Source organism: Actinomadura sp. KC06 (assembly GCF_004348735.1).
Taxonomy (GTDB): domain Bacteria; phylum Actinomycetota; class Actinomycetes; order Streptosporangiales; family Streptosporangiaceae; genus Spirillospora.
In genome coordinates, this window is sequence record NZ_SMKT01000005.1 from 96,987 (window position 1) to 115,670 (window position 18,684).

The following is an 18,684-nucleotide window of genomic DNA, read 5'->3' on the forward strand; positions in this document are numbered from 1 at the left end:
GGCGATCGTGGGCCTTATCGGACAGGCTAGGCTTTTCGCTGTCAGAGGACTCTTCAACGAGGAGCGTACGAGGTGCGGGGACCCACCGGGCGGCTCTCGGCGATGAGGTTCTTGGTGACCTGGGCGGTGACCGCCGCCATCGTGACGCTGCCGGGCCCGCTCGTGGGGGTGCTGTGGGCCAAGACCATCCCCGAGGTGACATACGTAATAGTCCAGGGTGAGCCGTTGCTGGCCGAGCCGGAAGGTCAAGGCCCGATCGGCATCGACGCCCGGTTCGCCCTGATCGCCCTTGTCGCGGGCCTCCTGTGCGGCGTCGCCGGATACCTGGCGGGCGGACGGGGCGACGACATCGCGCTGCTGCTCGGGCTGGCCGTGGGCGGCGGGGCCGCGGCCTTCCTCGCCTGGAAGACCGGCCACATGATCGGGCTTGACGACTTCCAGGACGCCGTCCGCACCGCGCGCGACGGAACCACCGTGACCGGCGTCGCCGATCTGCGCGCCAAGGGCGTCCTCGTGTTCTGGGCCCTGCCCGCGGTCGCCACCTATGGGCTGCTGGAGCTGATCCTCAGGCGGCTACCCGCGGGCGATGGCGGCGAGGCGGGCGCCGGTGAGGCGGACGAGATCGGCGGGGACGAGTTCGATCTGCAGTCCGCGCCTGCCGGCCGAGACGTAGACGGTGGCGAGCGCTGACACCGACTCGTCGATCACCGTCGGCAGCCGCTTGCGCTGCCCCAGCGGGCTGATCCCGCCGACGACGTAGCCGGTGGCGCGCTCGGCGTCGCGCGGCTCGGCCATCCGCGCCTTCTTGCCCCCGGCCGCCGCCGCGAGCGCTTTGAGGTCGAGGCTGGACGACACCGGGACGACACCGACGACGAGCCGCCCGTCGACCTCGGCGAGCAGCGTCTTGAAGATCTGGGCGTGCGGGATCCCGAGGGCGTCGGCGGCCGCCTCCCCGTAGGACTCGGCGTTCGGGTCCGGCTCGTACGCGTGCAGCGTGAACTCGATCTTCGCGTCGGCGGCGGCGACCGTCGCCGGGGTTCCCGTGCTGCCTTTCGCCTTGCTCATGGGGGCAGTCTGCCGTGCGCGGGTCAGTTCGCGTTGAACGACCCGTCGAGGAACTGGCCGGCGGGGATCATCGGGAGGACGTCCAGGATGCGGTTCTCCCTGATCAGCAGGTCGCGCTCGGCCTCAAGGCGCAGCGTCGCGTCGTCGCACTCCAGCAGCCGCTGCTTCTCGTGCCCGTCCAGGATGAGCGAGGCCGCGATCACGTACGACAGGGCGACCGGGTCCTCGGGCGGCTCGCCCTTCTCGAACGAGCCCGCGCCGGCGGCGGTCAGCCGGTGCCGGTACAGCCGGAACAGCCGCCGGACGCGCAGCGCGACGGGCCCGGGGTCGGCCCCCGGCTCCTCGGGGAGGAACTCCACCTCGCCCTGCAGGTAGGGGCGCGAGCGGTCCAGCTCCTTGAGCCGGAAGCGGCGGGCGCCGACCGTGACGATGTCGTACCGGCCGTCCGGGTGCGGCCGCGCGTCCCGAAGCTCGGCGACGCAGCCGATCTCCGCGAGGCGGTGCGCGGCGCCCTCGCCGACCTCGTGGCCGAGCTCGATGCCGACGACGCCGAAGCCGCGCGGCTCGGGACGTTCCAGGAGATCGCCGATCAGGCTGAGGTAGCGGTCCTCGAACAGGTGCAGGGGAAGCACGAGGCCCGGGAACAGCACGGTGCCCAGGGGGAACAGGGCGAGCCGCTCGGTCACTCTCTCTCCACGGTCCTGGGCGCCGCCGGGAAAGCGCCTTCCGCGCCAGCCTACGTCCTGGTCGATGATCTTGGTAAGGGGTGATTTTTCATAGTGTGAAGCGGATGTCATCGCCGGTAGCGTCGGCGCCATGAGGATGCTCGTCGTGGACGCCTTCGCCGACCGCCCGTTCACCGGCAACCCCGCCGGCGTGTGCCTGCTGGCCGACGCCGCCGACCCGGAGTGGATGCAGCGGGTCGCCGCCGAGATGAAGCACTCCGAGACCGCGTTCGTCCGGCCCGTCGCCGAGGGCGACGCGGATTACGAGCTCCGCTGGTTCACGCCGGTCACGGAGGTCGCGCTGTGCGGCCACGCCACGATGGCCGCCGCCCACGCGCTCTACGAGACCGGCGCGGTCGCGTCCGGCCGCCCGATCCGGTTCCGGACGCTGGAGAGCGGCGTCCTCACCGTCACCCGGGACGAGACCGGAAGGCTGTCGATGGACTTCCCGGCCTGCCCGCCCGAGCCCGCCGGCACCGTGCCGGAGGGCCTGGCCGAGGCGCTCGGCATCCCGGTGGTGGCCGTCGGACGGAACGTCCAGAACGACCTGATCGTCGACGTCGAGGACGAGTCCGCCCTCCGCCGGATCGCTCCCGACGTCCGGGCGCTCGCGGAGATCGACGCCCGCGGCGTGATCGTCACGGCCGCGGCCGAGGGGCGTGAGCACGACTTCGTGTCCCGGTTCTTCGCGCCGCGCGTCCTGCCCGGCGACGCGGAGGACCCGGTCACCGGCTCGGCCCACTGCGCCCTGGCCCCGCACTGGGCGCGGCGCCTCGGCCGCGACACGCTGACCGGGCGTCAGGCGTCGGCGCGCGGCGGGGACGTCCACGTCGCGCTGCGCGGCGACCGGGTCGTCCTGACCGGGGCGGCCGTCACCGTCCTGGACGGCGAGCTGCGCGTCTGAGACACGGGGCATCTCGGCACGTGAGACGGTGCGCGAGGGGCGTGAGGCACTCCGTAGACTGGACGGGTGATTTCCCGTATCGACCTGCGCGGCTCGCTTCCCGGCGATCCGCGCTCCGTGCTGCCCCGCGCCGAGCTCGACGTCGAGGCCGCCCTGGACAAGGTGCGGCCCATCTGCGACGGCGTGCGCCATCGCGGCTCGGCAGCGGTACGGGAGTACACGAAGGCGTTCGACGGGGTCGAGCTGGTGAGCACCCGCGTTCCGGTCGAGACCGTCCACCGGGCGCTCGCCGAGCTCGACCCGGCCGTCCGGGACGCGCTGGAGGAGAGCATCCGGCGGGCGCGCCTCGTCCACCGCGATCAGCGGCGCACCGACGTGACCACGCAGGTCGTGCCGGGCGGGACCGTCACCGAGCGCTGGATCCCGGTCGGGCGCGTCGGCCTGTACGTGCCGGGCGGGCGGGCCGTGTACCCGTCCAGCGTGGTCATGAACGTCGTCCCAGCCCAGGAGGCGGGCGTCGAGTCCCTCGCCGTCACCTCGCCGCCGCAGCGCGAGTTCGGCGGCCTGCCGCACCCGTCGATCCTGGCGGCGTGCGCGCTGCTCCGCGTGGACGAGGTGCATGCGGCGGGCGGTGCGCAGGCGATCGCGATGTTCGCCTACGGCACCGACGAGTGCCCCCGCGCCGACCTGGTCACCGGGCCCGGCAACGTGTATGTCGCCGCCGCGAAGCGGCTGCTCAAGGGCGTGATCGGCATCGACGCCGAGGCCGGCCCGACCGAGATCGCGATCCTCGCCGACGCGACCGCGGACCCGGTGGACGTCGCCGCCGACCTGATCAGCCAGGCCGAGCACGACACGCTCGCCGCGGCCGTCCTGGTCACCGACTCGGTGCGGCTGGCCGACGAGGTGGAGACCGAGCTGAAGGCGCAGGTCGCCCGCACCCGGCACACCGAGCGGATCACCGAGGCGCTCGCCGGGCGGCAGTCCGGGATCGTCCTGGTCGACGACGTCGAGGACGGCTTGAAGGTCGTGGACGCCTACGCCGCCGAGCACCTGGAGATCCACACCGCGGACGCGTCCGCCGTCGCGGCCCGCGTCCGCAACGCCGGAGCGATCTTCGTGGGACGGCACGCGCCGGTCTCGCTCGGCGACTACCTGGCCGGGTCCAACCACGTCCTTCCGACCGGGGGGTGCGCGTGCCACTCGTCCGGGCTGTCGGTCCAGTCGTTCCTGCGCGGCGTCCACGTCGTCGAGTACGACCGTGACGCGCTCGCCGAGGCCACCGGACGGGTGGTCGCCCTCGCCGAGGCCGAGGACCTGCCCGCCCACGGCGCCGCTCTGAAGGCGCGTTTCGGCTGGGAGGTCCCGTCGTGACCTCGCTCGGCGATTTGCCGCTCCGCGACGACCTGCGCGGCCGCGAACCCTACGGCGCGCCGCAGCTGGACGTCCCGTACGCGCTGAACACCAACGAGAACCCGTACCCGCCGTCCGAGCGGCTCGTGAAGGCCATCGGCGAGGCGGTCATGGACGTCGCCGGCACCCTGAACCGCTATCCCGACCGGGACGCCGTCGCGCTCCGCGAGGACCTCGCCGCGTTCCTGAACGCCGACACCCCAGGCGTCGGTCTGACCACGAGCCAGGTGTGGGCGGCGAACGGCTCCAACGAGATCATCCAGCAGATCCTGCAGGCGTTCGGCGGGACGGGCCGCACCGCGCTCGGCTTCGAGCCGTCCTACTCGATGCACCCGATCATCACCGGGGTGTCCGGGACGCGCTGGGTGAACGCCTTCCGCGACGAGGACTTCGGCATCGACCCCGCCCGCGCGATCGCGGCCGTCGAGGAGCACCGTCCCGACATCGTGTTCCTGACCTCGCCGAACAACCCGACCGGCACCGCGCTGCCGCTGGCGGCGATCGAGGCGGTGCTGGACGTCGCGCCCGGCATGGTCGTCGTGGACGAGGCCTACGCCGAGTTCCGCCGCAAGGAGACGCCGTCCGCGCTGACGCTGCTGGACGGCCGCCCGCGCCTGATCGTCACCCGGACGATGTCCAAGGCGTTCGCCATGGCCGGGGCCCGGCTCGGCTACCTCGCCGCCGCCCCCGCCGTGGTCGAGGCGCTGCTGCTCGTCCGGCTGCCGTACCACCTGTCGGCCGTCACCCAGGCCGTCGCGCGCACCGCCCTCGCCCATGGTGAGGAGCTGCTCGGCGGCGTCGAGGCGTTGCGCCGCGAACGCGACGACCTCGTAGCCTGGCTGCGGGCCGAGGGGTTCCGGGTGGCCGACTCCGACGCCAACTTCGTCCTGTTCGGGACGTTCCCCGACCGCCGCAAGGTCTGGGACGCGCTGCTGGAGCGCGGCGTGCTGATCCGGGAGGTGGGGCCGCCCGAGTGGCTGCGGGTCAGCGTCGGCACCCCGGCGGAGACGGCCGCCTTCCGCACCGCATTGAGAGAAGCCTTGAAGGAGAGTCTGTGACGCGCAAGGGACGAGTCGAACGCGGGACCGGCGAGACGCAGGTCCTCGTCGAGATCGACCTGGACGGCACCGGGCAGGTCGACGTGGCGACCGGCGTGGGGTTCTTCGACCACATGCTGGCCCAGCTCGGCAAGCACGGGTCGTTCGACCTGACCGTCAAGACCACCGGCGACCTGCACATCGACAGCCACCACACGATCGAGGACACCGCGATCGCGCTCGGTCAGGCGTTCCGCGAGGCGCTGGGCGACAAGTCCGGCATCCATCGGTTCGCGGACGCGTCCGTCCCGCTGGACGAGGCGCTCGCGCAGGTCACCGTGGACGTCTCCGGCCGCCCCTACCTGGTGCACGTCGAGCCGGACGGCATGGCCCCCATGATCGGCCCCGAGTACGACACCACGATGACCCGGCACATCTTCGAGTCGTTCGTGTCGAACGCCCGGATCGCGCTGCACGTCCACGTCCCGTACGGGCGGAACGCGCACCACATCGTGGAGGCGCAGTTCAAGGCCCTCGCCCGCGCGCTGCGCGACGCCGTGGCGCTCGACCCGAAGGTGCACGGCATCCCGTCCACGAAGGGGGCGCTGTAGCCGTGGACATCGGCGACCTGCACTTCACCTACGGCAACGTCGCGGTCTTCGCGGTGGCGCTGTTCCTGCTGGCGGGCGTGTACAGCTTCGTCAAGCAGGGGCTGAAGATCGCCGCGCTGATCGTGCTCGTCCTCGCCGCGCTCGCCTTCACCGGAGGCGTGATGTGGCTGTGAGCAGGATCGTCATCCTCGACTACGGCTCGGGGAACCTGCGCTCCGCCGAGCGCGCCGTCGCCCGCGCGGGCGCCGACGTGACCGTCACCGCCGACTGGGACGCCGCGCTCGCCGCCGACGGCCTCGTCGTGCCCGGCGTCGGCGCGTTCGCGGCGTGCATGGCGGGGCTGCGCTCGGTGCGCGGCGATCAGATCATCGGCCGCCGCCTGGCCGGGGGACGTCCCGTCCTCGGGATCTGCGTCGGCATGCAGATCCTGTTCACCAAGGGCATCGAGCACGGCGTCACCACCGAGGGCTGCGACGAGTGGCCGGGCACGGTCGACCGGCTCGACGCGCCGGTCGTCCCGCACATGGGCTGGAACACCGTCGACGTCCCCGAGGGCTCGGTGCTCTTCCGCGGGCTGGAGGACGCGCGGTTCTACTTCGTCCACTCCTACGCGGCCCGCAGTTGGGACCTGGAGCCCGACCCGACCGGCGTCATCGCGCCGCCGCTGGTCACATGGGCCGAGCACGGCGACCGGTTCGTCGCCGCCGTCGAGAACGGCCCGCTGTGCGCCGCCCAGTTCCACCCGGAGAAGTCCGGCGACGCGGGCGCCGAACTCCTGCGCAACTGGCTGGCCACCCTCGGCTGAGCATTCCCTTCCATCTGCCTCGATAGGGTTTCCGCATGTCCTTGACGCTCCTTCCCGCCGTCGACGTCGCAGGCGGCCAGGCCGTCCGCCTGGTCCAGGGCGAGGCCGGCACCGAGACCTCCTACGGATCGCCGCTGGAGGCGGCGCTCGCATGGCAGCGCGCGGGCGCGGAGTGGATCCATCTGGTCGACCTGGACGCCGCGTTCGGGCGCGGGTCCAACCGGGCGCTGCTCGCCGAGGTCACCGGGCGGCTGGACGTGAAGGTCGAGCTGTCAGGCGGCATCCGCGACGACGCCTCCCTGGACGCCGCCCTCGCCACCGGCTGCGCCCGCGTCAACATCGGCACCGCCGCGCTGGAGGACCCCGCCTGGTGCCGGAAGATCATCGCCTCGCACGGCGACCGGATCGCGGTCGGCCTCGACGTGCGCGGCACCACGCTCGCCGCCCGCGGCTGGACGCGAGAGGGCGGCGACCTGTGGGAGGTCCTCGCCCGGCTGGAGGACGACGGCTGCCCCCGCTACGTCGTCACCGACGTCACCAAGGACGGCACGCTCCGCGGCCCCAACACCGGGCTGCTCCGCGAGGTCTGCTCCCGGACGGACAAGCCGGTGATCGCGTCCGGCGGCGTCTCGTCCCTGGACGATCTGCGCGCCCTCGCCGGGCTCGTCGGCGACGGCGTCGAGGGCGCGATCGTCGGGAAGGCCCTGTACGCGCAGGCGTTCACGCTGGAAGAGGCCCTGGAGGCCGTGAAGTGACGGTGGCCGTGCGGGTGATCCCGTGCCTGGACGTCGACGCCGGGCGCGTGGTCAAGGGCGTCAACTTCCAGAACCTGCGGGACGCGGGCGACCCCGTCGAGCTGGCCGCCCGGTACGACGCCGAGGGCGCCGACGAGCTGACGTTCCTGGACATCACCGCGTCCAGCGCCGACCGCGCCACGACGTACGACGTCGTCCGGCGCACCGCCGAGCAGGTGTTCATCCCGCTCACGGTCGGCGGCGGCGTCCGCACCGTCGACGACATCGACCGGCTGCTGCGCGCGGGCGCCGACAAGGTCTCGGTCAACACCGCCGCGATCGCGCGCCCCGAGTTCCTGCGGGAGGCCGCGCACCGGTTCGGGTCGCAGTGCGTCGTCCTTTCGGTGGACGCGCGCCGCGGGGAGGGGACGCCGTCCGGGTTCGAGGTCACCACGCACGGCGGCCGCAAGGGCACGGGCATCGACGCGGTCGAGTGGGCCCGGCGCGGCCAGGAACTGGGCGTCGGCGAGATCCTGCTGAACTCCATGGACGCCGACGGCACCAAGGAGGGCTTTGATCTGGAGATGGTGCGCCGCGTTCGGGGAGCTGTGACCGTGCCGGTGATCGCCAGCGGCGGCGCCGGGGCCGTGGAGCACTTCGCGCCCGCGGTGGCCGCGGGCGCGGACGCCGTCCTCGCCGCCAGCGTCTTCCACTTCGGCGAACTGAAGATCTCCGAGGTCAAGGCCGCCCTCCGGGACGCGGGCGCCCCCGTCCGCTGAGCAGCGGCTAGGCGTCCTCCTCGCCCGGGGCGGGGACGGTCGCCTCCGCGGACCTTTCCACGATCGGAAGGATGATCGCGGACGGATGGTCCGGGTCGTGGAAGACCTCCTGGTGGGCCGTGACCATCCGGGTCGCGGTGGCGAGGGGCTCACCGGTGCCGGGGTTCGCGGCGACCTTCGGGTGGGCGCCGCTGGTGACGTGGACGCGGACGCGGTGCCCGCGCGCGAACCGGTGCCCGGTCGGCCACAGGTCGACGCCGATGCGGCGGACGCCGTCCGTCCCCACGGGCTTCTCCGCGGCGGCGGGCAGGCGCAGGCCGCCCTCGCAGACGTTGCGGGACGTCCCGTCCGGCGCGACGTCGCAGAGCCGGACGACGAAGTCGGTGTGCTCCCGGTCGGACCGGACGAACAGGTCAGCGCCGACCGGGCCGATCACGTCCAGGTCGTCGGCGAGGGCGGGCGAGGTGAAGACCAGCACGTCGGGGCGCCGCTCCAGCGGCCGGTTGTCGACCGGGCGGGAGCTGCCGAGCACGGTCGGCCCGCCGAGCGCGGGCGTCGGGCGGGCCGGGTCGAAGCGGTAGGTGCTCGCGGGGGCGTCCTGCGGGCCGTCCTCGCCGAGGCCGCCGCCCGCGTGCAGGTGCCAGGCCGCCTGGCGCGTCCCGGGCGGGGGCCAGTCGCGGTAGTGCCGCCATTCGCGGGCGCCGGTGACGTAGACGCGGACGGGGTCGCGGCGCAGCCCGGACGTGTCGCCGAGCAGGTGCGCGCGGAACCAGGCGAGGGACTCGCGGACCGTCACCAGGCCGTGGCGGGGGTCGGTGTGCCACCAGGGCCCGATGGTCAGGTACGGGGTCTGCCCGGCGGCGCGCAGCGCGAGGTAGTCCTTGATCTGCCAGGGCAGGAACACGTCGTACCAGCCGCCGAGGAGGGTGACGGGCGCGGTGACGTCCCCGACCGTGCCGCTGAAGTCGCGGTCGTCCCAGTACCCGTTCTCGCCCGTGTGGCCGGCGAGGAGGTCCTGGTAGAAGCGCATCGGCCGGCCGCCGGCGAGGACGTCCAGCTCGGACAGCGGGTGGCCGGACCGCGCGGCGCGGACGGCGCGGCGCCGGGACGTCAGCGGCGCGGTCAGCATGCCGAGCGGCCGCCGCTGCCGGTGCGTCAGGTCCGTCCAGGTGAGCGCGGACTCCAGCGCGAACGACCCGCCCACGTAGGCGGCGTCCCGGAACGACGACGCGGTGATCTGCAGCGACATCGCCTTCAGCTCGGGGCCTGCTTCCGCCGCGATCGCCCACGCCGAGTAGCCGAGGTAGCTGGGCCCGAAGGCGCCGAACGTGCCGTGGAACCAGGGCTGGCGCTTCAGCCATGCGACGGTCGCCAGCCCGTCGTCGCGTTCACGGCCGAGCGGGTCGAACTCGCCGCCGGACCCGGAGGTCCCGCGCGCGCTCTGCACCACCAGCTGGAAACCGAACGGGACGAACAGCAGCCCGTTGGCCAGGGCGGCCGGGCCTCGCCGCCCGTAGGGGGTCCGCACGAGGATCGTGGGCGGGCGCTCGACCCCGGACGGGACGTACCGGTCGGCGAGCAGCGTCACGCCGTCCGGCATGGTCACCGGCAGGTCGCGCTGGACGGTGTACCGGGCCAGCCCGTGGGGGAGGCCGCGGGGGAGGGGGAGCTTGATCGGCGGTGCGGGCAGCCGGTCCCAGGAAGCGGTCAGTCGGTCCCAGGGAGCCATGCCGCCTCCGTCTCCGCCGTGTTCGCTACTCCCTAGTAAGGTAACCGCTCCCGCGGCCTGCAATCGCCGGGGCGCCCGCCGGGCACCCACCTAGGGGCCCGCCGGGGCGTCGCTGGCGGATCGTGGGGTTTGTCTGGAATGGTGGCGTTCTGCACAGCCGGCTCCGCAGGGGGGACACATGTGGCCCGGGTCGAACCCGCCGATGGGCCCGCCGCCCATGGGGCAGGGCCCGCCGGGCGGGCCGGGGCCGTCGTGGGGTCCCGCGCCGCCGCTCAGGCCGTCCGCCGGCTGGTACGCCCTGCCGATCATCCTGGTCGTGGTGGCCGCCATCGGATTCTTCACGATGGTCGCGTTCCTCTGGGACGACTCAGAGGCCGCGAACGGACCGTCTGCGTCCGGTGACCCTGCGTCCGGGGTGACGATCGAGCTGTCGCGGGGGTACGGCTACTTCCTGTACGTCCGCACCGGCGGAGCGTCGCCGTTCGCGTGCTCGGTCGAGGTCGGCGACCGGTCGGGGCCGATCCAGCTGACGCGGAAGAACTCCTGGAGCGCCTCCGAGCACCGGTCGTACCGCTACACGGCCTCGTTCGAGGCGCCCGTCTCCGGGACGGCCCTGCTCACCTGCCGCGGCACCGACGGGCCCATCCTGGTGACGCCGGACGACACCGTCCACGGGTACCTCGGCCTCGCCTTCCTGGCCGCGCTGGGGGTCGGGGTGATCGCGGCGATCGCGTTCACCGTCACCCTCGTCCGGCGCGGCGGCGCCAAACGCCGGGCCGCCGCTGCCGCCTTCCCCGCCGACAAGCCCCCGTACGGCTACTGACCGACCCCGGCGATCATGCGAGTGAGGCGAGTCAGGACGTGAGTTCGCGTTCCAGCGGCGTCCGGAACCGGGGCGTCGCGCGGACGTCGCCGTACCAGGCGGACATGCGCGCCGCCTCCCGCTCGATCGCGGCCCCGGCGTCGGCGCCGACGTCCTCCAGGAGGCGGACGGCGATCTCGCCGTCCTTGCGCTGGGCCCAGCCGCCGACGATCCGGCCGTCCCACCAGACGGACGGGCCGATGTTGCCGTTCCGGTCGAACAGCCGCGGGCCGTGGTCGCCGAGGAACCAGCCGCGCTCCTGCCAGCCCATCGGCGTCGGGTCGAGGGCGGGCAGCAGCGCCGCCCACGGCTCGGCCGGCGCGGGCTCCGGCTCCAGGTCGTCGGACAGGACGAGCCCGGTGACGCCGCCGAGGTCGACCTCGGTGACGTCGAGCAGCGCGAGGGCCTTCTTGACGTCGCCGGCGTTCCAGCCCGTCCACCATTTCAGGTCGGAGAGGGGCGCGGGGCCGAACGCGCGGAGCCAGCGGCGGACGAGCTCGGCGCGGGCCGTCCCGGCCGGGATCTCCTCGATGCCGCCGGGCAGCCACGCCTCGATCGGCGACCATTTGTACTGGCTGCTGATCCATGACCCGTTCGGGCGGCCGCGGACCACGAGGCCCTCGCAGCCGAGCGTGACCAGGATCCAGGTGGTGACGTTCGTGGGCCTGGAGTACGGCTTGCCAGGCGCTGGGTCGACCTGCGTCCGCAGCCGGGGCTCGTCGGCGCTGAGCTGCGCGCCCGTCGCCTCGCCGCGCGCCAGCAGCGCCTCGTGCGCGGCCTTCTCGACCTCCGCGAACCAGGCGGGCACGTCGGTGATGTCGCTGCCGCGCTCGATGATGCGGGAGTAGGTCGCGCGCTGCTTGACGGCCAGCGAGTTCGCCGTGGACGCCTGCAGCACCGGGACGAGCTCGACGGGCGCGACGAACATCGTCCGGCGCATCGCGAGCATCCGCAGCAGCGTGCGGTCGTCGTACAGGGCCCGCTCCAGCGCCTCCGGGACGGCGGCGACGCTGCGCGCCGCGACCGACAGGAACACGGTCGCCGGGTCGGTGGCGTGCAGCACCACCACCGACCTCGCGATGTCGAGGACGTCGTCCGTCCTGACCTCGGGGGACAGCCGGTGCCGGACGCCGAGCCGGGCACGGCGCTCCGTCACGCTCATCGAACGCATGAGCGAAAGCCTAGCGCGTCGGGCAGGGTCAGCCGCCCCCGCCCCCGGAGATCTTGACGACGACCTTGTCCTTGGTGACGGACTGGACCGAGACGTCGAACCCCTCTGCCTGCTCGCCCTCCCCGGCGGGCACCGTCACGGTCTGCCCGGCGATCTTGAGCGTGACCAGCTGGCCCTCCACCTTCACCAGCTCGGCCTTGATGCCGAGGATGGAGGCGCTCGCGTCGACGCCGCGGTCGAACGTCACCGTGCAGGAGTTCACGCCGCAGTCGGTCGTGGCGTTGGTGCCCTCGCCGCTGCACGCGGCCAGGGCTCCGAGGGGGAGCAGGATGAACGGCAGGACGGCCAGCTTCCGCCGAACGGGAAAGGAGGTCATGCCGGCGAGTCTAGGGGCACGCTCCCGCCGGCGGCGCCCTCCCGGAGGCGGATCCGCGGGCGGCGGATGTAGTCCCGCGCGGTGACGGAACTGGATCTTCCGCCGCCGCCGTGTTTCGCTGGACCGGTGACCAGTGACGAAGCCGGGGATTCGCGGCCGATGGTGGGGCCGGTGGTGTGCGCGGCGCTGGGCCTGGAGGCCCGCGCGGTCCGGCGCGGCCTCGTCCGGACGCCGGTCGTGGTCGTCGGCTACCGCGCCCGTCATGCCGGCCGGCTGCCGGACGCCTGTGCGGCGCTCGTCGTCATCGGGTTCGGCGGCGCGCTCGACGAGCGGCTGCGGCCCGGGGACGTCCTGGTCGCCGACGAGATCCGCGGCTCCGGGCCTGGCGCGGAGCCGGTTCCGTGCGGCGCGCCGCGCTTGCTGGCGGAGGAGCTCATCCGGGACGGCCTGAGCGTGCAGGTGGGGCCGCTGGTGACCACCGACCACGTCGTCCGCGGGAAGGAGCGGGCGATCTGGGCGGCGCAGGGCGCACGGGCGGCGGACATGGAGTCCGCCGTGGTCGCGGCGCGGGCCGGGAACCGTCCGGTCGCGGCCGTCCGGGTCATCGTCGACGGGCCCGGCCGCCCGCTGCTCCATCCGGGCATGATCGGCCGCGGGCTGGCCGCGCGCCGGATCCTGGCGCGCACCGGCCCCGCGATCGAACGCTGGGGCGTCCTCCTGGTGCGCGGCGAGGACGAGCAGGAGTCCGGGGCCCGGACCGGCGGCTAGGGGCCCGGGTCAGCCGTGGCCCGTCCCGTGGCTCGCCCCGCCGCCCCCGCCGCCCCCGTGGTTGTCGCCGTGGACGATCTTGCCGCCGAGGTCCTTGCGGAGCGTCTGCAGGGTCTGCTCCTGGCTCACCACCACCCAGCGCGCCCCCACCAGGTAGACGCCGCCCCACGGCTTTGCCTCGTGCAGCCAGGTGTTCATGCCCTGGTCGGTGGTGAAGCTGAGCAGGACGTAGCGTCCCTGGGAGTTCTTGCAGTTCCCCTGCTCCAGGTCCTTCACCTTCCGCTGGCCGGTCAGCGAGCAGCTGGTCTGCTGGGCGAGCTGCGCCAGGCTGGCCGGCTTCGCGACCTTGCCCTCACCGCCCTTGTCGCCGGACGTCGCGTCCGAGATCGCGGAGCAGCCGGCCGCCAGCGGCAGTGCCACGGCGGCGGCGCACAACAATGCGGGTTTGGTCAGGCCCAGGTGTCGGGAACCCATCGCTCTTCCTCCGGGGTGAGATGCGCGATTCGGGTGGTGAATACGCATCCCGCCCCGGCGGGGTTCATCCGAGCTCTCAGGTGACGTCCGGGCTTAGGTCACAAGGCGGGCGGCGGCGGCCGCGCGGACGCCGGGTTCCTCGGACGTGTCGTGGTGAAGCCGTTGCAGGCGGATCTCCGTCTCGCGGGTGAGCGGCGCGAACTGCGCCGCCTCCAGCCGGACGCCTTCCTCGCAGTCCCACAGCCCCTCGACGGTGTAGGACTCGGCCGTATGCGGGGCCGTTCTCGTCAATGCGGTCAGGATTCTGGGTCTCAAGAACGCGTAGGTCGATTCGGTCCAAGCGGATTTCAGCAATGGGACGGCCTCGCCGGCGCGGAGCCGTCCGAGCCCCTCGATCGGGCTGGCGGCGGCGCGCCACTCGCGCCGGTCCAGGGCCACGTTCAGCTCGTCCATTAGCAGCGGGACGTCCTGGCGGGTGCCGTAGCGGGCGAGGATGCTCAACCCCATGTCCTCGCAACCGCCGCGCTGCGTCGCCCACGCCCGCGCCCGCGGCAGCGTCTCTGGGCCGTACTCGCGCAGCGCCCGGCACACGGCCCCGCCGTACCGGCTCGGCCGCTGCGGCAGCAGCTCCTCCGCCAGGTCGAGCAGCGCGAGCGTCCGGCGGCGGCCCAGCTCGAAGATCGCCCCGATGGCGCCCTCGCCCCGGCGCCTGGCGAGGTCGAGCAGCTCGTCCTCGCTCTGCGCGTCCCGTCCGGGGGCGGCGACCATCGCGCGGCGCGCTGCCCGTCCGGCCTCCCGCTGGCGCGCCAGGGCCTCGGCTATGCGCGGCTGCCGCGCCGCCCACGACTCGATCACCGGATTGTGGTGCGCCGGGATCAGCAGCGCCAGATCCGACTCGTCGCAGCGCGCGGCGACCAGCTCGTCCAAACCTACGGTCAGTGCGGGGTCCTCAAGATCGATCAGCTCTTCGACGGCGTCGAACCACTGCGCGCCCTCCTCGGCGTACCGCCGCAGCGGCGCCGCGGCCTCCCGCCGGCTCAACCGCACCAGGTCCGCCAGGACGCCCAAGGCCAGGTCGACCCGCCACTCGTCGGTGTCGGCCTGGTCGGACGGGTCGAACAGATGCGCCGCCACCGGCCCCGACGGCATTTCGAGATCGACCATCAACCGGGCGTAATACAGCCGCCGCGACTCGCATTGGCGGTCCCACCGTGGATCACGCCGGATGCAGTCGTAGACGTACTCGCCCGCACCGGGCCTGTCCGCCGCGCGCCGCGCGGCCCTCCCGAGCCCCCGCTGCAGTTGACCGTGCAGCGTGCCCGCCGATTCCAACACGACCTCGTTGCTCACCCCGCCAGAATGCGCACGAGACCAGATAACGGGCAAGTGCTTTAGCTGGAGTCTTCGCAGCGGAACGCCTTCTTTCCGCGTCGCGGACCCCCTTTGGGTCACAGGGTCCGTTGTGTGATCCAGGACGTGTGGAGGTCCGCGTAGACGCCGGGTTCGGCGACCAGGTCGGCGTGCGGCCCGCGCTGGACGATGCGTCCCGCGTCGAAGACGATGACCTCGTCCGCGGCCTCGGCGGTGGACAGCCGGTGCGCGATGGAGATCGCGGTGCGGCCCCGGGTGACGCCCTCCAGGGCGCGCTGGATGCGCACCTCCGTGGCCGGGTCGACGGCGGACGTCGCCTCGTCCAGGACGAGGAGGTCCGGGTCGGCGATGTAGGCGCGGGCCAGCGCGACGAGCTGCCGCTCGCCCGCCGACAGGGACTCGCCGCGCTGCCCGACGGGCGTGGCCAGCCGGTCGGGGAGCCCGTCGAGCCAGTCGGCGAGACCCAGCTCGGTCAGGGCGAGGACGAGGTCGGCGTCGGACGCGTCCGGGCGCCCGTACCGGATGTTGTCGGCCAGGGACGCGTCGAACAGGAACCCGTCCTGCGGCACCATGACGATCCGCTCGCGGAGCGAGGAGAACCGGATGCTGTCCAGCGGAACGCCGTCCACGAGGATCCGTCCGGACACCGGGTCCATGAGCCGGGTGAGGAGCTTGGCGAACGTCGTCTTGCCCGAGCCGGTCTCGCCGACGACCGCGACGCGGCTGCGCGGCGCGATGTCGACGGTCACGTCGTGCAGGACGGGTGGCCCGCCTGGGTAGGCGAACCCGACGGACTCGAACCGCACCTCGATCGGCCCGCGCGGCAGCGTCTCGCCGCGGTCGCCGGGGTCGGCGACGTCCGGGACGGTGTCCAGCACGCCGAGCACCCGCCGCCATCCGGCGATCGCGTTCTGCGCCTGGTTGAACACCTCGGTGGCGGTCTGCATCGGGCTGACGAACAGCGTGACCAGGAACAGGAACGCGACCAGCTCGCCCGCCGACAGGTGGCCGGCGATGCCGAGCAGCGTCCCGGCGATGACCACGGCGGCGGTCGCGACGGCGGCGACCAGCTCGCTGACCGGGAAGGTCAGCGCCACCATCGCCTGCGCGCGGGTCTGCGCGTCGCGGTGGGCGTCGACGGTCTCGTCCACGCGCCGGCCCGTCCGGTCCTCGGACGCGTACGCGCGGATCACGGGGGCGCCGACGACCGACTCGCTGACCGCCGCCAGCAGGTCGCCCATCTTCTCCCGCACGCCCATGTAGGCGGCGGACAGGATCCGCTGGAAGTGCCGCAGCGCCCACGCGAGCGGCAGGAACGCCAGCCACACGAGCAGCGCCAGCTGCCACGAGTAGACGACCATGAGCATGCTCGCGACGACGAGCTGCCCGATCGACACGATGAACATCAGCCCGCCCGACTGCATGAACTGGCTGATCTGGTCGACGTCGCCGGTCACCCGCGACACCAGCGCGCCGCGCTTCTCGCCGCTCTGGGTGAGCATCGACAGGTCGTGCACGTGCCGGAACGCCTTGATCCGCAGCCCCGCCAGGCCGCCCTCGGACGTCTTGTACAGCCGGACGTTCATCAGGTACGAGCACACGGCCGTCACCAGCACCGCCACCGCGCACAGCGCGACCGCCGACCGGATGAACCCGATGTCGGGGCCGCCGCCGTCGCCGCCGAGGCCCTTGTCGATCGTCTGCTGGACGGCGATGGGCACCACCACGCGTCCGGCCGTCGACAGCAGGGCGAGCAGCAGCGTCCCGGCCAGCCCGGCGCTGAACTCCGGGCTCAGCAGGATGCCGCGCTTGAGCGTGCTCAGAGCGCCTTCGGACGTCGATGTACTACTGATCGTCGTCATGTGAGGGCCTCCTCGCCGCCTTCGACGGCCGTCTGCTCCGCTTCCACCCGTTCGGCCTCGGCTCTCTCGTAGGCGGTCACGAGGTTGCGGTAGCCCTCGGAGCGCTCCAGCAGATCGGCGTGAGTGCCCCGGGCGGTGACGCGGCCGTGGTCCAGGTAGACGACCTCGTCCGCCAGCGCGATCGTCGCCTTGCGGTAGGCGACGACCACGACGGTCGCGCCGCCGGCCTCCGCGGACTGCGCGTCCCGCAGGCTCCGCAGGATGCGCGCCTCCACCTGCGGGTCGACGCTGGACGTGGCGTCGTCCAGGACGAGCAGCCGGGGCCGCCGGACCAGCGCCCGCGCCAGCGCGAGCCGCTGCCGCTGCCCGCCCGACAGCGTCGCCCCGCGCTCCCCGACCCGCGTGTCGAGCCCGCCGGGCAGCGCCGCGACGAACCCCTCGGCCTGCGCGAGGCGGAGCGCCTCCCACACCCGCTCGTCGGGGACGTCCAGGCCCAGCGTCACGTTGCCCCGGACGGTGTCGTCGAACAGGAACGTCTGCTGCGGGACGAGCGCGGCCGTCTCGGCGACCCCGCCGCGCCCGACGTCGCGGAGGTCGACGCCGTCCAGGAGGACGGTCCCGTCCGCCGGGTCGACGAGGCGGACGAGCAGCGAGGTGAGCGTCGACTTGCCGGAGCCCGTCGGGCCGACGACCGCGATCGTCCGGCCGGGGGAGGCGGCGAACGACACGTCGTGCAGGACGTGCCGTCCCGCCGCGCCGTTGCCGTCCGCTCCGGACTCGTACGCGAACCGGACGTCCCGGACCTCCAGCGACGTCGCCTTACCGCCCCCGTTCAGGGCGCCGTCCCCGTACGGGAGTGAGCCGCGAGCGTCCAGGACGCCCCGGACCCGCTCCCAGCCGACGACGCTGCGCGGCACCTCGCCCAGCACCCAGCCCAGCGCCCGGATCGGCCACGAGAGCAGCGTGAACAGGTACGCGACGTTCACCAGGTCGCCCGGCGACATCGCCCCCGACTCCAGGCGCAGCGACCCGATCAGCAGGACGGCCAGGACGCCGAGGTTCGGCAACGCCTCCAGCACCGGGTCGAACAGGCCGCGGATCCGGCCGACCGCGACGTTGGCGTCCCGCAGCGCCCGCGCCCGCTCGGTGAACCGCTCCGTCTCGGACTCCTCGCGCCCCAGGGTCTTGACGACCAGGCCGCCTTCGAAGCTCTCGTGCGCGACCTCGCTGACCTCCGCGCGCAGCTGCTGCGCGCGGGTCGCCACCGGCGACAGCCGCCGCTGGTACACGACGTTGATCAGCGCGACGGCGGGGAAGACCAGGAACCCGACCCCGGCCACGACCAGGTCCGTGATCATGATCGACACCGCGGAGATCAGCAGCATGAACACCACGCCGACCGCCATCGGCAGCGGCGCGATCGGCGCCCACACCGCCTCGACGTCCGCGTTGGCGTTCGACAGCAGCTGCCCCGTCGGGTGCCGGTGGTGCCACGCCAGCGGCAGCCGCAGGTACTGCCGGGTGACCGCGCGCCGGTACTCGGCCTGCAGGCGGTACTGCATGAGGCCCGCGTAGAACCGGCGCCCCGCCACGCCGACCGCCTTCAGCAGCGCCACCCCGACGATCAGCACGGCGGCCAGGGCCAGCGACCCGGCCGTCGTGTCCCCCGACTCGAACGCCGGCAGCACGACCTCCTCGGTCGCCCAGCCGAGCACCGTCGCGGTCGCCACGGTCATCGCCGCGTACAGCGCGCTGGCGAGCACCGACAGCGTGAAGACCCGGGGCTCGGCCTTCACCGCGACCCACAGCACGCCCATCCCCTCCCGGAGGACATGCGGGCTGACCCGTCTGGACGCAGGTGGCACGGCTACTCCTCGATCACGGCTGGCGCCCGGGACAATTGCCCCCCGCGACCGGGTTGTGGGGGTTTGCGGGCCTGGATATGCCTACCATCCGGCCCGCGCGCTTATTCCCGCCCCGCCCGCCGCGGACCTACCC

At 73.4% G+C, this 18,684-nt stretch carries 20 protein-coding genes; 11 read left to right on the forward strand and 9 right to left on the reverse strand.

The genetic code is table 11. The annotated features are described in order from the left end of the window. Window positions 1-72 precede the first annotated feature (72 nt). A complete protein-coding gene (locus tag E1287_RS03445) occupies window positions 73-690 on the forward strand; it encodes a hypothetical protein (RefSeq protein ID WP_243718552.1) in 618 nt (205 codons plus the stop codon). Here E1287_RS03445 and ybaK read toward each other — a convergent pair. Together ybaK and E1287_RS03455 are read right to left on the reverse strand one after the other, a co-directional pair. Then, a complete protein-coding gene (gene ybaK / locus E1287_RS03450) occupies window positions 574-1,065 on the reverse strand; it encodes a Cys-tRNA(Pro) deacylase (RefSeq protein ID WP_131963318.1) in 492 nt (163 codons plus the stop codon). The two genes, E1287_RS03445 and ybaK, sit on opposite strands and share 117 nt — an antisense overlap. Before the next feature lie 23 nt (window positions 1,066-1,088). Then, complete coding sequence (locus E1287_RS03455; RefSeq protein ID WP_131963319.1) at window positions 1,089-1,751, reverse strand: LON peptidase substrate-binding domain-containing protein; 663 nt, start codon at window positions 1,749-1,751, stop codon at window positions 1,089-1,091. Window positions 1,752-1,881: 130 nt separating this feature from the next. Between E1287_RS03455 and E1287_RS03460 the strand changes: the two genes are divergently transcribed. From E1287_RS03460 to hisF, 8 genes are all read left to right on the forward strand, one after another. Then, window positions 1,882-2,694, forward strand: a complete 813-nt coding sequence (locus E1287_RS03460) for a PhzF family phenazine biosynthesis protein (protein ID WP_131963320.1) — start codon at window positions 1,882-1,884, stop codon at window positions 2,692-2,694. 66 nt (window positions 2,695-2,760) lie between these two features. After that, window positions 2,761-4,068 (forward strand): histidinol dehydrogenase, encoded by a 1,308-nt coding sequence (gene hisD, locus E1287_RS03465; RefSeq protein ID WP_131963321.1) that lies wholly within the window; start codon window positions 2,761-2,763, stop codon window positions 4,066-4,068. Beyond that, a complete protein-coding gene (locus E1287_RS03470) occupies window positions 4,065-5,165 on the forward strand; it encodes a histidinol-phosphate transaminase (RefSeq protein ID WP_131963322.1) in 1,101 nt (366 codons plus the stop codon). The genes hisD and E1287_RS03470 overlap by 4 nt, the downstream gene beginning before the upstream one ends. Next, window positions 5,162-5,755, forward strand: a complete 594-nt coding sequence (hisB, locus tag E1287_RS03475) for an imidazoleglycerol-phosphate dehydratase HisB (protein ID WP_131963323.1) — start codon at window positions 5,162-5,164, stop codon at window positions 5,753-5,755. Before E1287_RS03470 ends, hisB begins: the two co-directional genes overlap by 4 nt. A gap of 2 nt (window positions 5,756-5,757) precedes the next feature. Next, a complete protein-coding gene (locus E1287_RS43515) occupies window positions 5,758-5,928 on the forward strand; it encodes a hypothetical protein (protein WP_165968861.1) in 171 nt (56 codons plus the stop codon). Beyond that, complete coding sequence (gene hisH, locus E1287_RS03480) at window positions 5,925-6,560, forward strand: imidazole glycerol phosphate synthase subunit HisH (RefSeq protein WP_207933986.1); 636 nt, start codon at window positions 5,925-5,927, stop codon at window positions 6,558-6,560. The genes E1287_RS43515 and hisH overlap by 4 nt, the downstream gene beginning before the upstream one ends. Before the next feature lie 35 nt (window positions 6,561-6,595). After that, window positions 6,596-7,315: a bifunctional 1-(5-phosphoribosyl)-5-((5-phosphoribosylamino)methylideneamino)imidazole-4-carboxamide isomerase/phosphoribosylanthranilate isomerase PriA gene (priA, locus tag E1287_RS03485; RefSeq protein WP_131963325.1), complete on the forward strand. Its 720-nt coding sequence runs from the start codon at window positions 6,596-6,598 to the stop codon at window positions 7,313-7,315. Beyond that, window positions 7,312-8,073, forward strand: a complete 762-nt coding sequence (hisF, locus tag E1287_RS03490; protein ID WP_131963326.1) for an imidazole glycerol phosphate synthase subunit HisF — start codon at window positions 7,312-7,314, stop codon at window positions 8,071-8,073. The genes priA and hisF overlap by 4 nt, the downstream gene beginning before the upstream one ends. A gap of 7 nt (window positions 8,074-8,080) precedes the next feature. On the opposite strand, the gene E1287_RS03495 is transcribed toward hisF, so the two are convergent. Further along, entirely contained in the window at window positions 8,081-9,802 is a 1,722-nt protein-coding gene (locus E1287_RS03495; protein ID WP_131963327.1) for a CocE/NonD family hydrolase, read from the reverse strand. Window positions 9,803-9,980: 178 nt separating this feature from the next. On the opposite strand from E1287_RS03495, the gene E1287_RS03500 reads away from it, so the two are divergent. After that, window positions 9,981-10,625: a hypothetical protein gene (locus E1287_RS03500; protein WP_131963328.1), complete on the forward strand. Its 645-nt coding sequence runs from the start codon at window positions 9,981-9,983 to the stop codon at window positions 10,623-10,625. A gap of 31 nt (window positions 10,626-10,656) precedes the next feature. Here the strand turns inward: E1287_RS03500 and E1287_RS03505 are convergent, their stop codons facing one another. Then, the gene (locus E1287_RS03505; RefSeq protein WP_131963329.1) at window positions 10,657-11,835 is read right to left on the reverse strand and encodes a winged helix DNA-binding domain-containing protein; all 1,179 of its coding nucleotides are present in this window, start codon (window positions 11,833-11,835) and stop codon (window positions 10,657-10,659) included. 28 nt (window positions 11,836-11,863) lie between these two features. After that, window positions 11,864-12,211: a hypothetical protein gene (locus E1287_RS03510; RefSeq protein ID WP_131963330.1), complete on the reverse strand. Its 348-nt coding sequence runs from the start codon at window positions 12,209-12,211 to the stop codon at window positions 11,864-11,866. A gap of 126 nt (window positions 12,212-12,337) precedes the next feature. On the opposite strand from E1287_RS03510, the gene E1287_RS03515 reads away from it, so the two are divergent. Further along, the gene (locus tag E1287_RS03515) at window positions 12,338-12,979 is read left to right on the forward strand and encodes a 1-hydroxy-2-methyl-2-butenyl 4-diphosphate reductase (protein ID WP_131963331.1); all 642 of its coding nucleotides are present in this window, start codon (window positions 12,338-12,340) and stop codon (window positions 12,977-12,979) included. Window positions 12,980-12,988: 9 nt separating this feature from the next. Here E1287_RS03515 and E1287_RS03520 read toward each other — a convergent pair whose 3' ends face one another. The 4 genes from E1287_RS03520 to E1287_RS03535 all read right to left on the reverse strand — a co-directional run bounded on the left by E1287_RS03520 (window position 12,989) and on the right by E1287_RS03535 (window position 18,503). Next, window positions 12,989-13,453, reverse strand: a complete 465-nt coding sequence (locus tag E1287_RS03520) for a hypothetical protein (RefSeq protein ID WP_131963332.1) — start codon at window positions 13,451-13,453, stop codon at window positions 12,989-12,991. A gap of 93 nt (window positions 13,454-13,546) precedes the next feature. Further along, window positions 13,547-14,803, reverse strand: coding sequence for a hypothetical protein (locus E1287_RS03525; RefSeq protein ID WP_243718554.1), 1,257 nt, complete (start codon window positions 14,801-14,803; stop codon window positions 13,547-13,549). A 98-nt stretch (window positions 14,804-14,901) separates the two neighbouring features. Then, on the reverse strand, window positions 14,902-16,686 hold the full coding sequence (locus E1287_RS03530) for an ABC transporter ATP-binding protein (protein ID WP_131963333.1): 1,785 nt from the start codon (window positions 16,684-16,686) through the stop codon (window positions 14,902-14,904). Beyond that, window positions 16,683-18,503, reverse strand: a complete 1,821-nt coding sequence (locus tag E1287_RS03535; protein ID WP_131963346.1) for an ABC transporter ATP-binding protein — start codon at window positions 18,501-18,503, stop codon at window positions 16,683-16,685. Before E1287_RS03535 ends, E1287_RS03530 begins: the two co-directional genes overlap by 4 nt. Window positions 18,504-18,684 lie beyond the last annotated feature (181 nt).

Coding starts and splice junctions, on each gene's coding strand:
- ybaK (WP_131963318.1), bottom strand. CDS start 1,065: ATGAGCAAGGCGAAAGGCAGCACGGGAACCCCGGCGACGGTCGCCGCC.
- E1287_RS03460 (WP_131963320.1), top strand. CDS start 1,882: ATGAGGATGCTCGTCGTGGACGCCTTCGCCGACCGCCCGTTCACCGGC.
- priA (WP_131963325.1), top strand. CDS start 6,596: ATGTCCTTGACGCTCCTTCCCGCCGTCGACGTCGCAGGCGGCCAGGCC.
- E1287_RS03495 (WP_131963327.1), bottom strand. CDS start 9,802: ATGGCTCCCTGGGACCGACTGACCGCTTCCTGGGACCGGCTGCCCGCA.
- E1287_RS03500 (WP_131963328.1), top strand. CDS start 9,981: ATGTGGCCCGGGTCGAACCCGCCGATGGGCCCGCCGCCCATGGGGCAG.
- E1287_RS03505 (WP_131963329.1), bottom strand. CDS start 11,835: ATGCGTTCGATGAGCGTGACGGAGCGCCGTGCCCGGCTCGGCGTCCGG.
- E1287_RS03510 (WP_131963330.1), bottom strand. CDS start 12,211: ATGACCTCCTTTCCCGTTCGGCGGAAGCTGGCCGTCCTGCCGTTCATC.
- E1287_RS03520 (WP_131963332.1), bottom strand. CDS start 13,453: ATGGGTTCCCGACACCTGGGCCTGACCAAACCCGCATTGTTGTGCGCC.
- E1287_RS03530 (WP_131963333.1), bottom strand. CDS start 16,686: ATGACGACGATCAGTAGTACATCGACGTCCGAAGGCGCTCTGAGCACG.
- E1287_RS03535 (WP_131963346.1), bottom strand. CDS start 18,503: ATGGGCGTGCTGTGGGTCGCGGTGAAGGCCGAGCCCCGGGTCTTCACG.